The 16744-nt window shown below is 51.5% G+C and carries 8 protein-coding genes; 1 reads left to right on the forward strand and 7 read right to left on the reverse strand.

Translation table 11 applies throughout. The annotated features are described in order from the left end of the window. Position 1: 1 nt before the first annotated feature. The 6 genes from IOQ59_RS12180 to IOQ59_RS12205 all read right to left on the reverse strand — a co-directional run bounded on the left by IOQ59_RS12180 (position 2) and on the right by IOQ59_RS12205 (position 14133). Positions 2 to 5287, reverse strand: a complete 5286-nt coding sequence (locus tag IOQ59_RS12180) for a retention module-containing protein (protein ID WP_193953653.1) — start codon at positions 5285 to 5287, stop codon at positions 2 to 4. A gap of 266 nt (positions 5288 to 5553) precedes the next feature. Beyond that, positions 5554 to 6177: a response regulator transcription factor gene (locus IOQ59_RS12185; protein ID WP_193953654.1), complete on the reverse strand. Its 624-nt coding sequence runs from the start codon at positions 6175 to 6177 to the stop codon at positions 5554 to 5556. Positions 6178 to 6180: 3 nt separating this feature from the next. After that, positions 6181 to 7557, reverse strand: a complete 1377-nt coding sequence (locus IOQ59_RS12190) for an HlyD family type I secretion periplasmic adaptor subunit (protein ID WP_193953655.1) — start codon at positions 7555 to 7557, stop codon at positions 6181 to 6183. Then, positions 7554 to 9683 (reverse strand): type I secretion system permease/ATPase, encoded by a 2130-nt coding sequence (locus tag IOQ59_RS12195; protein WP_193953656.1) that lies wholly within the window; start codon positions 9681 to 9683, stop codon positions 7554 to 7556. The genes IOQ59_RS12190 and IOQ59_RS12195 overlap by 4 nt, the downstream gene beginning before the upstream one ends. A 385-nt stretch (positions 9684 to 10068) precedes the next feature. Then, positions 10069 to 13566, reverse strand: a complete 3498-nt coding sequence (locus IOQ59_RS12200; protein WP_193953657.1) for an indolepyruvate ferredoxin oxidoreductase family protein — start codon at positions 13564 to 13566, stop codon at positions 10069 to 10071. Positions 13567 to 13674: 108 nt separating this feature from the next. After that, entirely contained in the window at positions 13675 to 14133 is a 459-nt protein-coding gene (locus IOQ59_RS12205) for a MaoC family dehydratase (protein ID WP_228050866.1), read from the reverse strand. Positions 14134 to 14452: 319 nt separating this feature from the next. Here IOQ59_RS12205 and IOQ59_RS12210 point away from each other — a divergent pair, with 319 nt between their 5' ends. After that, entirely contained in the window at positions 14453 to 15193 is a 741-nt protein-coding gene (locus IOQ59_RS12210) for a glutathione peroxidase (RefSeq protein ID WP_193953658.1), read from the forward strand. 688 nt (positions 15194 to 15881) lie between these two features. Here the strand turns inward: IOQ59_RS12210 and IOQ59_RS12215 are convergent. After that, positions 15882 to 16550, reverse strand: coding sequence for an endonuclease (locus IOQ59_RS12215; protein WP_193953659.1), 669 nt, complete (start codon positions 16548 to 16550; stop codon positions 15882 to 15884). Positions 16551 to 16744 lie beyond the last annotated feature (194 nt).

Below are 16744 nucleotides of genomic sequence, written 5' to 3' on the forward strand. Positions count from 1 at the left end.
GTTAAAGATCAGTGATTAATGTTCCGTTGGTCACCAGATCCTGCACCAAAGCCGACTGATCCACCACGTTGTTGACGGTATAGGCACTGACCAGATCCACATTTTCCAGTACGATCACCTGTTCCACATCACCGGCGTTAAAGCCACCAGCAAAGTCACCGTCGGTGCTGATCTGCACCACCGTATCGCCATCCCCGTTCAACTCGAAGTGCAGGAAGTGGGTCAGATCCCCTCCGCCTTCTCCGTCAAGTAGTTCACTCAGGTTCAGTGCATCCCCTCCGCTGGCAGGCAAGCTGCTATCAAAGTCTGTAATGGTATCTGTTGCCGGAGTTCCTGCGACACCGCCATCATTAAGCTGCCATACAAAGGTATCTGAACCGGCACCGCCAATCAGCGTGTCATCACCCTCTCCACCAATCAGTATGTCATCACCCGCATTACCGGATAGCTGGTCATCTCCCGCCAAGCCATTCAGGGTATTGCTATCTTCATTACCGCCCAATGCATTGTTGCTACCGTCACCGTTCAGATCATCCAGCGTACCGCTCATGTTGATCTCAATCGTATCGCTGTCGGTGTCCTGATCACTGTCGGTCACGTTTATACCGGCACTGATATTGAAGTCCTGAGCTTCAGTCAGATAATTCACTGTCAGCTCGTTAGGGACCAATTTGTATGCCCCACTATCGGATTCAAAGACGATAAATGTAAAATCATCCAGACCAAAGTCAGATGCATTGATGGTCACGGTGTCGTTATCCGAAACGGTGACCACATTGCTGGAGACACCAGCCGGCAGAGCAGTATAGGTAAACCCATCAACCCCGAGGTTTTCCAATTCGGAAGGTTTCACACTGTAAACCGTATACCTCAGATCGGCCGTACCGTTCCCTACAATATCCACCTTCAGGCTCATACCTGTCACGTTCTGATCAAAGCTCATGAACAGGTGATCATCCTTATCAGTATCTGCATCTACATCCTGGCCCGTTCCAACCCCCATAGTATTTGCGCTGGTGTTGACTGTACTGCGAATGTAAGCACTGCTACCTGCCTCATATTCATACCCATAAAACAGGGTTTGAATAGGATCTTCGAGCGCGCCATTGGAGGAGAGTCGGAAACTGCTGGTGTTCCCGCCCGAGAGGTTTGCAGCAATTCCCACATCACTGGCCACCGTTTGGACAGCCATATACTGGTGATAGGTATACGTGCTCAGATCCTCATTCAGAGTCAGAGTAAATACGGTTGTATCGTCGGCTAACTTACCTGTCACCGTTTTAGTACCCGCATCACTGGTGATCGTTATCGGTTCTTCATTGGCATACAGGTCAACACTGGTATTCACCGTACCCCAACTGAAACTTTCGGGTGTATCGGCAGAGGAGTCCAGATCAATAGCCCCCAAAACCTGCCCTACTCCGTTCAAGCCATGCGCATCCGATATCGAAAGAATCTCGGGTTGATCATCTATCTGACTAATGATGAGCGATCCGGAAGGAGAGCTATCACCATCAATATCCAGTGCGCTGACGACAAACGATACGCTATCCAGATCACTACCTGGATCGTGATTCACCGGGTTAAGCAAGGTATAGCTGTACGACACATCTCCGGTACCTGCGTTATAACCGGTGACAACCAGCTCTTCATTAAGATTGCTGACCACACTCAATGGGGTGATAACCGTTGCGGTGGCCAGTTGAGCGGCGGTGAGCGTCACGCCAGCAATAGTGACTGATGCCAGACCGTCCGGTGCAATCACTTTAAAACTACCATTGGCCGTTTCACTGGTATCCCCCACCGACAACAAGCCAACATCGTAAACAGCAACGCCATCACTGCCGGTGAAATCCAGTTCAACACCATGATCCTCCCCAACATTAATGGTGACTGTAGCCGTATTTGAAACCGCGCCCGAATCATCTTTGATGGTATAGGTGAAGCTGTCCTGCCCAATAAAGGTGCCATTTGGCGTGTAGTTAAACGTACCGTCCACATTCAGAGTGACTGTTCCTTGCGACGGCTGAGTGAAGCTGTTGATCTGAATTGGATCACCTTCTGGATCAGAGTCGTTACTCATCACATCGATATCAATCGCCGTGTTCTGATCTGTTGTATCGCTATCATTGACCGCGACTGGCGCATCGTTCACCGGTTCAACGGTGATGCTGACCGTCGCCGGGTTTGAGGTGGTGCCCGTGGCATCATCTACGGTGTACGCAAAGCTGTCCGGTCCGTTGTAATCCTGATCCGGCGTATAGGTCACCACACCCGTCACGGGATCTACTGAAACCGAACCGTGATCCGGCTGAGCCGTGATCGTCACTGTCGTTGGATCAATGTCTCCGTCCGGATCGGTATCGTTGGCCAGTACATCAATATCAATCGCGACATCTTCATCGGTTGTCACAACATCGTTCACAGCCACCGGAGGATCGGCTACCGGATCAACCGTAATACTGACCGTTGCTGCATTTGATGTCGTACCGGTTGCGTCATCCACTGTGTAGGCAAAGCTATCCGGCCCGTTGTAATCCTGATCCGGGGTATAGGTCACTACACCCGTCACCGGATCCACAGAAACAGAACCATGATCCGGCTGATCCGTGATGGTCACCGTCGTTGGATCGATGTCGCCATCCGGATCGCTATCATTGGCCAACACATCAATATCAATCGCTACATCTTCATCGGTGGTTACAGCATCATTCACCGCCACCGGTGGATCGTCCACTGGATCCACTGTAATACTGACCGTCGCCGGATTCGAGGTGGTACCCATCTCATCATCTACGGTGTAAGCAAAGCTGTCCGGTCCGTTATAATCCTGATCCGGCGTATAGGTCACCATACCGGTCACCGGATCTACTGAAACAGATCCGTGATCCGGTTGAGTCGTAATGGTCACTGTCGTTGGATCGATATCTCCGTCCGGATCCGTATCATTAGCCAATACGTTGATATCAATCGCCACATCTTCATCGGTGGTCACAGCATCATTCACAGCCACCGGTGGATCACCTAATGGGCCCACGTTAATGCTAACAGTCGCCGGATTCGAGGTCGTACCCGTCGCGTCATCTACGGTGTAGCCAAAGCTGTCCGGTCCGTTGTAATCCTGATCCGGGGTATAGGTCACGACACCGGTCACCGGATCTACAGCAACAGAACCATGATCGGGTTGTTCCGTGATCGTCACTGTCGTTGGATCGATGTCGCCGTCCGGATCGGTATCGTTGGCAAGGACATCAATATCTATTGCCACATCTTCATCGGTGTTCACAGCATCGTTCACGGCCACCGGTGGGTCGGCGACAGGTTCCACTGTGATGCTGACAGTCGCCGGATTCGAGGTGGTACCGGTTGCATCATCCACGGTGTAGCCAAAGCTGTCCGGTCCGTTATAGTCCTGATCCGGCGTATAGGTCACAACACCGGTGACCGGATCCACTGATACCGAACCGTGCTCGGGTTGTGACGTAATGGTCACCGTTGTTGGATCAATATCTCCATCCGGATCGGTATCGTTGGCCAATACATCGATATTAATCGCCACATCTTCATCCGTAATGACTTCGTCATTCACGGCCACCGGAGGGTCAGGCACCGGCTCCACAGTAATACTGACCGTCGCAGGATTCGAGGTGTTGCCTTCATTGTCCTGTACGGTATAAGCAAAGCTGTCCGGTCCGTTATAGTCCTGATCCGGTGTATAGGTCACAACACCGGTGACCGGATCCACCGATACCGAACCATGATCCGGTTGATTGGTGATGGTCACCGTCGTCGGATCAATATCTCCATCCGGATCACTGTCGTTCGCCAGTACATCGATATCAATCGACACATCCTCATCTGTAAGGATTTCATCGTCCAGGGCAACAGGCGGAATGGGCTCTGGTGGATCAACAGGCGGTTCCACGGGCGGTTCCGCTACAGGCTCTACAGTAATACCCACTGTAGCCGGGTTCGACGTAATACCCGTGGCATCATCAACGGTATAGCTAAAGCTATCCGGACCGTTGTAGTTCGGATCTGGGGTATACGTCACCTCGCCGGTGACCGGATCCACAGACACAGAGCCATTATCTGGCTGGCTAGTGATTGTCACTGTCGTTGGGTCAATATCCCCATCCGGATCCGTATCGTTGGCGAGCACATCAATAGCTATCGCCACATCCTCATCGGTCGTCACTACATCATCGACCGCCACTGGGGGATCAGCCACCGGATCGACAGTGATGCTAACTGTCGCAGGATTAGACGTATTGCCCTCATCATCCTGTACCGTGTATTGAAAACTGTCCGGGCCGTTGTAGTCCTGATCCGGGACATAAGTCACCGCACCACTGGACGGATCAACGGAGACTGTGCCATGGCTCGGCTGACTGGTGATGGTAACGGTCGTCGGATCTATCTCCCCATCAGGGTCGTTATCGTTTGCCAGAACATTAATTTGGATCGCGTTATCTTCATCTGTACTGACGGCATCATCTTCAGCAATTGGAGATTCCGCAACCGGATTCACATTGATACTCACCGTTGCAGGATTAGAGGTATTCCCCTCATCATCCTGTACCGTGTACTGGAAACTGTCCGGACCGTTATAATTTTCATCCGGCGTATAAGTGATCGCCCCGCTCACGGGATCAACATTGACGATGCCGCTGGAAGGCAGAGACACGATATTCACTGAAGATGGGTCAAGATCATCATCTGGATCACTGTCATTGCCCAAGACATCAATAACCGTGCTGCTGCCCTCATCAAGACTTACAGAATCAGCAACAGCAACAGGGGGTAACCCATCGAGATCAATCAGATCCGGGGTTTCAAAGACAAACGGCAACCCCTCAAAACCAGGACCGCCATATTCCAGCCCTTCTACATTTTCAATGATTCGGGCCAGACGCACAAAACTATGACCCTCATCTCCGGCCGCACCCGCCGCTGGTGCAGGTAACACTTGCGATGGATCCTGTCCCGCTTCTAATGCACTCAAGACAGCAGCAACCGAGGGATCAGTGATACTTTCCTCTTCCGCGATCACCGTCTGGTCAGCAAGCATCTCCCGCGTCAGAGTAACCTCTACCGGGTCACCGAAACTCAGCGATGTGTCATCAGCCATCAGCAGCTCAACGTTGCCTGCCGATGAAGGTAAAATGACATCCCCTTCTTTCAGTTGATCACCCACTTCCAATAAACGTAACTGGCCATCGCTGTCACGGACATATGCATCGCCAGTGACTGCGGAAACCGTTGCAATGGGGGTATGGTTAGCCATGTTGTCGCACTCCCCTTTCAAGGCCAAAAATTCTTTAAACCATTGGGGCCCGATAACGCGATAAGAATGCGCTCTTGAACAGTGCTCTACTCAACACAAACCATTAAAAATCAGATTTCCCTGTAGATTCCCCGCAAATAAAGGAGAACGGCTCCGCCAGTCGGATTCCGTTCCAAAACTCATTCCAATCGCGTTTACAGGCTTCTATCAGGTTAGAAAGGGGGCAAATTGCAGGCATTGTACTCAAGGTACAATATGACCAAATTTCATACAGTAGTTGACGATAGATGATTCAACATCAATACGAGCTGTATGCGATCACGCGCACCGGTTTTAGCGAAAATTGAGGCCAGGTGAGCTTTCACTGTTCGTTCTGTAATTTCAAGTGAACTGGCAATTTCACGGTTGGTTGCACCTCTGGCAACTTCACGTGCAACCATTTGTTCACGCTCTGTCAGCAGGTCTGAACAATCGACCTCCTCCGTGTGCATCACGTCCTGCATATGACCTGCACTCAGTTGCAACACTCTCTCAATAAAAGAAGATCCCACCCAGTATCCACCATGCTCAACGACAAGCGCGACTTCTCTCAGCTGATTTACAGCGGCCAGAACATGGCAATAACCACAAGCCCCAGCCCCGAAAACATGCACAGCTTCATCGTTGTTCGGGATATTGGACAACACAACAATCGGACAACATAGTTGCTTGGCCTGTTCTAACCAAAGCAGACGATCCACCGCTGTCAGGGAGGTAAAATCCAGCCATACACAGCTTTTTCCACGCATAACCGCGGAGACTTCTGAGGGTGTACGTACCGTAATAGAATCAGGAAACGCCTGATGCCAGCGTACGGGAGATAACGGTTTTTGGCTCACGAATACATGCATAGTTTATCGCTCCGTCAGCGCATACTGCTTAGCACGGAATACAGGTTTTAGCAGATAATTGAGGATGCTTTTTTTCCCCGTCAGAATATCCACCTCTGCAACCATCCCCGGGATGATCGGCTTCCCCTCTCCAAGGCTGGACTCCAGAGTTTTAACCCGAACGATATAAAACGGGTTTCCCTTATCGTCCAACACCGTGTCAGCGCTGATGTGCTCCAGCGAGGCATCTAAACCGCCATAGACCACAAAGTCATAGGCCGTAAACTTCACCAGAGCGTTCTGCCCCGGTCGCAAGAAAGCGATATCACGGGGACTGATTTTAGCTTCCAGTAGCAGAGCATCATCCAGAGGCACAATTTCAACAATCTCACGCCCCGGCAATACCACACCACCGATCGTATTATAGAAAAGTCTTTTCACTGTCCCCCGTACAGGCGAACGTACCGCTGTTTGTGCAACGCGGTCAGACAAACCACGACTACTCTCCATTAAGGTATTAATGCGGGCCGTCGTACGCGATAGTTCCTCACGAATGTTATTTTTAAACTCCAGCTCAACCTCCCTCAGCTTATCCTTAGCCTCAGCGATCGCTTCTTTGGTGCGCTGAATTTTAGCCCCCGCTTGCTGACGCTCTCCGCGTAAACGTGATACCTCGCGACGCAACTTCAGCAGATCAATGGGAGACACGGCGCCTGACTCCAACAGGGGTTCACTGGCATTCAGTTCCTGCTGTGCAAAATCATAAGCGCGATCCAACTGTGCTTTCAGTGCGCGACTCTCCTGGCGTTCCTGCTCACGCTGTCTAAGTTGTTTACCAGCTATATTTTTTGCCGCGGTTAGTTCCGCCTGACTCGAGTGGTACAACGTCATTTCCTGCTCGACAACACCAGGCGCCAACTCACGCAGGTCATCGTTAGGGGTAAACGCCATCTCTTCAGCCACAGCCCTCAATCGAGCCGCCTTTATCTGCAGCGCTACCAACTCAGCTCTGTTCTCCCTAAAACTCGCCACTGAACGTGTCGCATCCAACTTGACCAGCAGCTGCCCCGCCTCTACCGTCTGCCCCTCCACAACCGCAAGTTCAGTGACTACACCGCCGTCCTGAGACTGAATAACCTGTACCTGCCGGGACGGAATGACCTTACCTTCCCCTCGGGTAACCTCATCGATTTCGGCATAGGCCGACCAGCAGATCAACACGATGACCACCAGCGCGACGCCATATAACAGCGCGCGGGCTTTCAACGGATTTTGTTCCAGCATCGCTCGATCAGCATCTTCCAGCCAGTTGAGATTATTCGCATCTTCAACAGGAATGCCCTGCTCAAAGTTGCTCTGAAATCTGAGCTTTGGAGGATCACTGTGCGGCTGATCGCTCATAATGCCCTCCCAATACGACCCTTGCGTAACGCATCCATTACGTTGTCACGCGGACCATCTGCCACCACCTGCCCGCCATCTAATACAATAATACGGTCGACCAGCTGCAACATGGACGTGCGATGCGTCGTCAGCAACATGGTTTTTCCCTTCGCAAACTGCTCAAGATGAGACAGAATCGCCGCTTCAGATGTGTGGTCCATTGATCCGGTGGCTTCATCCAACAGCAGCAACGGCGGGTTATGGATCGCTGCCCGTGCCAGCGTCACCGCTTTTCGTTGCCCACCGGAAAGAAACTCCCCTCGCTCGCCCACATTCATATCAAAACCTTGTGGATGACGATTAATGAAATCACTCAGATCAGCCAGCTTTACAGCCCGGTCCAATGCAGCCTGTGACACCTGAGCATTTGCCAACACCAGGTTTTCCTTCAATGTCCCGTAAAAAAGAGTTGCGTCTTGAGGCACGTAACCTATCTGATGACGTAACTCGGCAGGGTCCAGCTGACGAAGATCCATTCCATCAACCAGTACGGCCCCCTCTGCCGGTTGATAGAGTCCCATCAACAATCGGTTCAATGTCGTTTTTCCCGAACCCACCCGTCCGAGGACGGCCACATGCTCACCGGGCTGCAGCGAAAAACTCACATCGTTGAGGGTAGAGATTTCAGCACCCGGATAAGTAAAAGAAACATGCCTGAACGTAACCTCACCTTTTAATGAAGCTCGGCTGGAGAAACGCTTACCGACTGGACGTTCTACCGGCTGATCCATAACCTCATTCAGTGCGGTCAACGCCGTCCGGGCATTATGATATTGAGTTAATAAACCGGCCACCTGACTGATCGGTGCCATCGCACGGTTGCTCAACATGGTCGCCGCAATCAACCCACCCAGGCTTAATTCACCTTCTGCGATCAGGTACACACCCATCACAATGATGCTGACACTCACCAATTGTTGTGCCCACAGCGCTACATTGAGGTTCGTTGATGCCAGCAATCTCAACTGAACACCCACCCGATCCAGAAACGCCGCAGCCTTCTCCCAGCGGCGCTGCATCATGCCTTCGGCACACATGGACTTAAGCGTATCCAGCCCGATCAGGCTTTCGATCAACACTGAGTTTCGCATGGAGCTGGCCTGATACATGCTTTCAGTCAGCTTTCGCATTTTTCGCTGTGTCGTCAGTGCATATAGAACCACGACGGCGATACCCACCAGCAAGGGAACTACCATGCCTGTCGCGATCCAACCAATCACCAGAATAAAGATCAGGGTAAATGGCAGATCAATCAGTGCGGTCAGAGACGCCGATGTGGTGAAATCACGCACCGACTCATAAGAACGCAGGTTAGCCGCAAACGCCCCCACCGACTGAGGCCGGTGCTCCATCTTCAGCCCTAACACTTGTTCCATAATCCGTACCGACAGGAGGATATCCACCCGCTTGCCAGCCAGATCGAGAAAGTATCCACGCATGGTTCGCAACGCCAGATCAGCCACCAGCACCACGCCGATCCCAATCGCCAACATCCACAAAGTTTCAAGCGCGTGGTTGGGTACCACACGGTCATACACATTCATGGCAAATAATGGCAATGCCAACGCAAACAGGTTGATAAAAAATGCCGCCAGCAACACATCTCTATAGAGTCCCAGGTTCTCCCCCATGGCACTCCAGAACCAATGACCTTTTGACGCTTTACTGATATTCGAGGTACGGGAATCAAAACGAAATTTTGGTCGGGCATAGATCACCAGCCCGGTGTAACTGTCGTTTAATTGGGCAACAGGAATGTCTTCGACGGTATCGGACAATTCGGGGAAGATAACGTGAGCATGACGTTTATCTTCACTCCATCCCATCAATACACAGGCATCGTCTCCGTCCATCAATAACACGGCAGGAAGCGCCCGCTCACGTACATGCGACAACGGCTTGCTCAGTAGTTTGCTGACAAGCCCCACACGTGCAGCAGCCCGCCCAAACAAATAGGGCGTGAGATGCGCTTGCTCAAGGGGCAAACCGGATACCAGAGACTCACGATTAACACTCTCACCGTGAAATGCACTCAGGACCAGCAGACACTCAAGCAAAGAATCGATGTCCATCTTTGCGTCCATAGCCACTCCTGTTTAAATGGCCATGCGTCCTCATCCAAAAAATATGGCCAGTCCTGTCAATCTAGCTGAACATTGGCCGGAACATAAAACGTTCACTAAAGAATAATTTTCATACAGAATTCGGACTGAAAACTGGAAAAAGCGCCGTTCTTTGCCTGTTTTTATCTTTTTATACCGTCAAGAATGGGTCACAAGGTTTCGTGACTCGTGTCCATTCGCATCATCCGAAACTGTAAACATGCCGTTACAAGTCGCTGATAAGAGACAACTATCCCCTTTCTAAAACCAACACAGCGCGTTTGAATTCGACCGGCGTGTAGCTATAGCAACAGGCATAAAAAAGCCCCGCATTTGCGAGGCTGGTATAGCGTATCTATCGATCTAGTTAATCCACTAATTCCGGCTCAGCGATTTGAACGGCATTAATGGTCTTCTGCGGATTACGCATACGCTCGTCTAACAGCTCCCAGCGTTCGCGTGCCAGCTTCAGGTTCTTTTCTTTCACATGACCAAAACCTTTAATCTGCAACGGTACGTTCGCGATCTCCACGGCGGTATCCAATGTATCGCCTGAAAGCTCACGGATCAGGTTTTCGATCCGGCGACGATACTGCTTGATCAATGCCCGCTCTTCGCGACGCTCGGCACTGTAACCAAACGGATCCATCCAGCTACCACGCACACCTTTGAAGCCTGCAATGATCTGCAAGGCTTTATACATCCAGCCGCCAAACTCCCGCTTTTTCAGCTGACCGGTACGTGGGTCACGTTTTGACAGCACTGGCGGAGCCATATGAAATTTCAGCTCAAAGTCTCCGCTGAACTGACGTTTGATATTTGCCAGCCACGCACCATCGGTATATAAGCGCGCCACTTCGTACTCATCTTTATAGGCCATTAGCTTATACAAACTGCGCGCCACCGCTTCGGTCAGCGCTGTACTATCCGGCGCGATTCTCTGCTCTGCCGCACGCACCTGATCCACCAGATAGGTGTATTTAGCGGAGTAGTTTGCGCTCTGATACGCCACCAGATCTTTCGCCCGGCGCTTGATCAGCTGATCGACACTCTCTGACATCACCCGCCATTCCGGCGTTGGGAATCCCTGCTCCATCAGTTTTTCGATCTGTGCCGGATCATGTGCCATCAGGCGACCGAGCTTAAAGGCACGCAGGTTATACGGTACGGCAACACCATTTTTCTCGATAGCCGTTTCGATAGAGGCCAGTTTCACCGGCAACCAGCCCATCTGACAGGCATAGCCCAGCAGCATAATGTTGGCACCAATGGTATCGCCGGTCAGGCGTTGTGCCACATCGGTGGAGTCAAAGAAATGTGCATTGCCATCACCCGTAAAGCGGGTCAATGCAGCGCGCATATCATCCACAGGGATATGGAAGTCACCGTCACGGGTGAAGGCACCGGTCACCGTTTCATGTTCGTTCACCACTGCGCGGGTAAAACCCTGACGCAATCGAGAGAGACCTTCATCGCTGGAGCTGGTCACAATATCAGCGCCGATCAGCAGGTTTGCCTGTCCTGTGGATAAACGGGTCGATTTCAGTTCATCAACGGAGTTGCCGATCTTCAGATGGCAGAACACCGCACCAAACTTCTGCGCCATACCAGTCAGGTCCAGTACCTGTGAGGCTTTCCCTTCCGCCTGAGCCGCATCACCCATCAGTGAGGAGATGGTGACTACGCCGGTACCACCGATACCGCATACCAATGCGCCAAATACCCCATCGGATTCTGCAACCGGTGGCTGTGGCAACGCATCAAACAAGGCATCGGACATCTCCACCCCTTTGCCCTTAGTCAGCTCGCCACCTTCAACGGTCACAAAGCTTGGGCAGAAGCCGTTCACGCAGGAGAAGTCTTTGTTACACGCTGACTGGTCGATCATCCGTTTACGACCCAACTCGGTTTCCAGTGGCTGCACAGACAAACAGTTCGACGCTTCGCCACAGTCACCACAACCTTCACACAGGCGGTAGTTGATATAAGCACGCTTGGATGGATCTTCAGCGCTGCCGCGTTTACGACGACGGCGCAGTTCTGTGGCACAGGTCTGCTCGTAGATCAGGACGGTAACACCAGAAATCTGCTGCAACTCTTCCTGTACTTTGATCAGGTCATCGCGGTGATAGAGCTGAGTATCCGGGGCAAACTCACTTTTGTTAAATTTGGACGGATCAGCACTGACTACAACGACCTTGGCCGCGCCTTCCGCTTTTAACTCATGGGTAATCGCTTGCACACTCAGCGGACCGTCATGGGGCTGACCACCCGTCATCGCTACAGCATCGTTAAAGAGGATTTTGTAGGTGATGTTCACACCCGAAGCGATCGCCTGACGAATCGCGTTGGAACCGGAGTGGTAATAGGTTCCATCGCCCAAATTCACGAAGGCATGTTCCTGATCCACAAACGGTGCGGCACCAGCCCACGTGGCACCCTCGCCACCCATCTGGGTAAAGCTGACCCCGTCTCGATCCATCAACCGCACTAGATAGTGACAGCCAATCCCCACCAACTGATTCGCGCCCTCCGGGGTTTTAGTCGAGCTATTATGTGGACAACCGGAACAGAAATACGGTGTACGATCGACCACGTTGCGCGGTACCGAAAGCTGCTGATCGGTCTGATCCAGCATGGCAATCCAGTCACGCATCGAGTCGGTGATATGGTGCCCCTGCAACCAGTCCACCAATACCCGCGCAATCAATGCGGGTGTCAGTTCACCATTAGTTGGCAGCTGCTCTTTTCCTGCCAAATTGCGCTTACCCAACACCCGTGGACGCTGTGCTTCAGGAATATCGTAAAGCACGTCTTTCACCTGTGTTTCCAGAAACGGACGTGACTCCTCGATCACGATCAGTTCATCCACAGTTTGCGCAAACTCACGCAACGAGCTTTCTTCCAGTGGCCAGGTCACCACTACCTTAAACAACGACAAACCCAGTTCGTCACGCTGCTGCTGACTGATCCCCAGATCATTTAGCGCTTCCAGCGTGTCTGCGTAGCTCTTGCCCGCAGTCACAATACCAAAACGCCGCTTGGCTGAATCTTTGGTCACGCGGTTCAGGTTATTGGCTTTAACAAAAGCTTTAACCGCAGGGATACGTGCCACTGCCATACGGTGATCCTGATCCACCGACTGATCCGGCCAACGGATATGGACGCCACACTCTGGCATCTCAAAGTCGGTCGGCAGAACAGTCTGCGTGCGCGCCGGATCCACATCCACCATGTACCAGGATTCAGCGATATCGGAGACCGACTTCACCGCAACCCAAACACCTGCAAAACGTGATAGCTGGTAGGCAATCAGACCAGAATCATAAATATCCTGTACCGAGGAGCACTGCATCACCGGGATACATAAACCGGACAATACATATTCACTTTGCTGCTGAATACTGGAGGAGCGGCTCATCGGGTCATCACCCACCGCCATCACCACACCACCCTTTGGATGGGTGCCCCAAAGGTTACCGTGGTGCAATGCATCGGCCGCCTGATCGACCCCCGGACCTTTGCCGTACCAGAGGCCAAAGACACCGTCGAATTGACTGGAACCAAAGAAATCGATCTGCTGAGAACCCCATACGGCTGTCGCCGCCATCGCTTCATTCACACCGGGGTTAAACTTGATGTTGCGCTCACCCAGCGCTTTACCCACCCGTTTGGCATCCTGATCAAAATGACCAAATGGGGAACCGCGATAACCGGAGATAAATCCGGCCGTATTCAATCCGGCTTCCTGATCGCGCCGGTGCTGTTCAAATGTCAGACGCAGATACGCCTGATTGCCGGACATAAATACCGGTCCGTTTTGTTCTACATAAGTCTGTTCTGGACGTTTTTTCGGTGCTGACATATTCACTTCCATCAATACAAAGTGCTGAAGCCACCGACTGCATAAACAGATGGCTGTGGTTCAAAAGAGTGTGGCTGGACTAAACGCTGCGCATATCGCTGGCAGTGCTCAGTCCATCATCGCTTTGACTTTTTGCGGAATCGGTTTTACTACGCCTTCGCCGGTGATGATCTTTTCCCCCTGCTCATCAAAGCATTCGGTACTTAACGTCACGGTATTGGTATCGTTGTCGATCGCCTTTACGGTCACGACCGCACGGTAATCCCGGCCGAAAAATGCAGGCCGCAAAAACTCAACACTCTGCTTCAACCAGAGCGCACCTTGTCCCGGCATATCCATACCCAACAAACCGGAAAACTGAGAAACAGAAAACATGCCGTGTGCGACACGTTCGCGGAAAATACTGGCGGCGGCATACGCCTCATCGTGATGGGCAGGATTCCAGTCACCTGAAATCTCTGAAAATTGAATCGCATCCTCGTAATCAATGCTGTATTGCTTCTCTGCACTCATGCCCACGCGCAGATCCTGAACTGTCATACATCCTTTTGGTTTAGGTATATCCATGCGTACCCTTCCCCCACAGATCGTTCGATTTATAGTTATATGCTGTCGGGCCGCTTGATCATCTGATCAATCCGCACTCACCTCTGTGCGTATAGAATTTGACCAATCACTCATATGATCAAACCCTGTACAGCCCGCTTCTATCCTTGGGGTATAGAGCAAGTGCAATGCCAATACCGATGGTATTAGCCTTTCGGACAGTCCACAGGCATCTATAGCTTTTCTCAATCAAAACCATTTTATTGTTTAATTTTATTAAAAAACCGCGTTCACATACTATTTACCTATCGAAACGAACAACACCACGGAGATCGAAAACATGTTCCAGAATCGCGAAGGTCAGGCAGTCCCACAGGTAAGCTTCCCGGTACGTGAAGGTAACGATTGGAAAACCCTCACCGCCGACCAGCTGTTTAAAGGAAAAACTGTGATCGTCTTTGCTTTGCCAGGCGCATTCACACCCACGTGTTCCAGTACTCACCTGCCGCGTTACAACGAACTGGCACCTGTATTCAAAGCAAACGGCGTCGACGACATTATCTGTCTGTCTGTAAACGACACCTTCGTGATGAACGCATGGGCGGAAGATCAGAAAGCGGAGAAAATCACCTTCCTGCCAGACGGCAACGGTGACTTCAGCGAAGGTATGGGTTTGCTGGTCGACAAAAACGATCTGGGCTTTGGCAAACGCAGCTGGCGTTACTCGATGCTGGTTAAAGACGGCATCATCGACCAGATGTTCATCGAGCCAGACCTGCCAGGCGACCCGTTTGAAGTATCCGACGCAGACACCATGCTGAACTACATCAACCCGAATGCTGAACAGCCTAAGCGCGTCACTATGATCACTAAGCCGGGTTGTGGACACTGCACCCGTGCGAAGAATGCACTGAAAGTACGTGGTTACAAGTTTGAAGAGATCGAACTGGGTACGAACGGCGTGAGCTACAGCACGTTGACGGCGATTTCCGGTCAGGGGACGACACCTCAGATCTTCATCGACGGCGAACACGTGGGTGGGGCTGATGAGCTGGAGAGCTGGTTGGGGGCGAACGCTTAAGGCGATTACGCTCGGCTTTTACAGTAGAGATGGTTTTGGGGAGAGCTTTTTAGCTCTCCTTTTTTGTTTGTGGTGACTTTCGCAGCGAACCTACATTCACGAAAAGACGTCAGAGAATAATCCGATCTAAATAGTTCTGTTTTATTTGCTCTTTTCGCCCTTTTTGGGCGAGGCAAGGGGAGTTGCTGAACTCCCCTTACCAATCCCCGTCAGCCCCACTACTTGCCGGACTGCGTCCGGTTCCCTGTGCGTTTCGGCTTACCGTGGGGCTGCGGAACTCGTCGCTTCGCTCCTCAGACAGTCCTCGCCTTACTCCACGATAACCCTGCAATGCTCGGCTTCGTAAAGGGGATCATATCCCTCAGTAACCTGAGCGTTTTACACGAAGGTCAAGAGTAAAACGATGCACAGGCATGATGTCTCGCTCGGATTGCATTCCCTTCTACGCAGCTGAGCATTGCAGAAAGAAAGCGTTAAAAGCGAATTCTGTCTGAGGCCAAAGGCCGAGTTCATTCGCTTAGCTTTATTTCGAAACGCGCAGGGAACACCGCAAAGCGGTGCAAGTAGTAGGGTTGGCTGGGATTGGTAAGGGAGGGACAATCCCCTCCCTTACCTCGCCCAAGAGGGGCGAAAAAAGAAATTGAAACACGCACATCAAAACTCAAACAAGCGATGGATGAAGGAGGCATCACTTCACATAAGGATTCCGATTCCCCTGCCGCTCCTCAATCAAATCATTCCGCTTCCGCTCCCAGTCATCCACCGGATCCTGCTTCGCCCACGCCTCAAACAGTCGACGCTGCTGTTTGCTCAACCGCACACCGTACGTATCCCGCATATAAAAATACGTCCGCGCGATATCACCCCTTAAATAGGGTGCAGGCTCCGCTTTACGAGCTTTAAAGTCGATCTCCACATCACAACTGCCGTAGGCACGCTTCTCACCTTCCAACATCCCAAAACGGTAGTTAGAACGGTCCCCGTTCACCTCACCGACTGCCGGAACGAGGTTATGCATATCAGCTTCCATCTGCTTGAAGTCCGGATTCTTGCGGCAGTTTTTACGTCCACCGTCCTGCCAACACTGCAACTGATGACCAAATGCCCATGCCGGCATCACATGTTCCCACTCGATACGTTTGGCACGCTTGGCATTTTTACGCGGGTCATATCCACAGCTATCCAGATCTGGGATCAGTTTTTTACCCTTCTTTTTATAATCACAGCCGCAGTAAAAACTCACCGGCTGATCAGCATAGATCTCTGCCAGAATACGTTTCGATTTACTGAACGAGGGTTGTGCGGCGTGCGCCACGTTAAATATGAGGAGAGCGACTAAAAAGGTCCTTAAGAACATAACGGTATCCAGACATACGTCGGCACTCCTTTGCCTCAAACTTTGTCGCCTGCTTCCCTGATCGTATGAAGTATCAGATCGATCTCAGGCGAAACTCTGATGGGTATAAACGCGCCGATAGTAGCATGATCTTCCTTTCAACTGGCTGAACAAACCCGTCGGATACCATCGAAAAAATCTTCAGCGGTGATATA

The organism is Pontibacterium sinense (assembly GCF_015209595.1).
Taxonomy (GTDB): Bacteria; Pseudomonadota; Gammaproteobacteria; order Pseudomonadales; family Balneatricaceae; genus Pontibacterium; species Pontibacterium sinense.

What these genes read in the sequence shown, in the direction of transcription:
- IOQ59_RS12200 (WP_193953657.1), bottom strand. Translation starts at nt 13,566, where the DNA reads ATGTCAGCACCGAAAAAACGTCCAGAACAGACTTATGTAGAACAAAAC.
- IOQ59_RS12210 (WP_193953658.1), top strand. Translation starts at nt 14,453, where the DNA reads ATGTTCCAGAATCGCGAAGGTCAGGCAGTCCCACAGGTAAGCTTCCCG.
- IOQ59_RS12180 (WP_193953653.1), bottom strand. Translation starts at nt 5,287, where the DNA reads ATGGCTAACCATACCCCCATTGCAACGGTTTCCGCAGTCACTGGCGAT.
- IOQ59_RS12205 (WP_228050866.1), bottom strand. Translation starts at nt 14,133, where the DNA reads ATGGATATACCTAAACCAAAAGGATGTATGACAGTTCAGGATCTGCGC.
- IOQ59_RS12190 (WP_193953655.1), bottom strand. Translation starts at nt 7,557, where the DNA reads ATGAGCGATCAGCCGCACAGTGATCCTCCAAAGCTCAGATTTCAGAGC.
- IOQ59_RS12215 (WP_193953659.1), bottom strand. Translation starts at nt 16,550, where the DNA reads ATGTTCTTAAGGACCTTTTTAGTCGCTCTCCTCATATTTAACGTGGCG.
- IOQ59_RS12185 (WP_193953654.1), bottom strand. Translation starts at nt 6,177, where the DNA reads ATGCATGTATTCGTGAGCCAAAAACCGTTATCTCCCGTACGCTGGCAT.
- IOQ59_RS12195 (WP_193953656.1), bottom strand. Translation starts at nt 9,683, where the DNA reads ATGGACGCAAAGATGGACATCGATTCTTTGCTTGAGTGTCTGCTGGTC.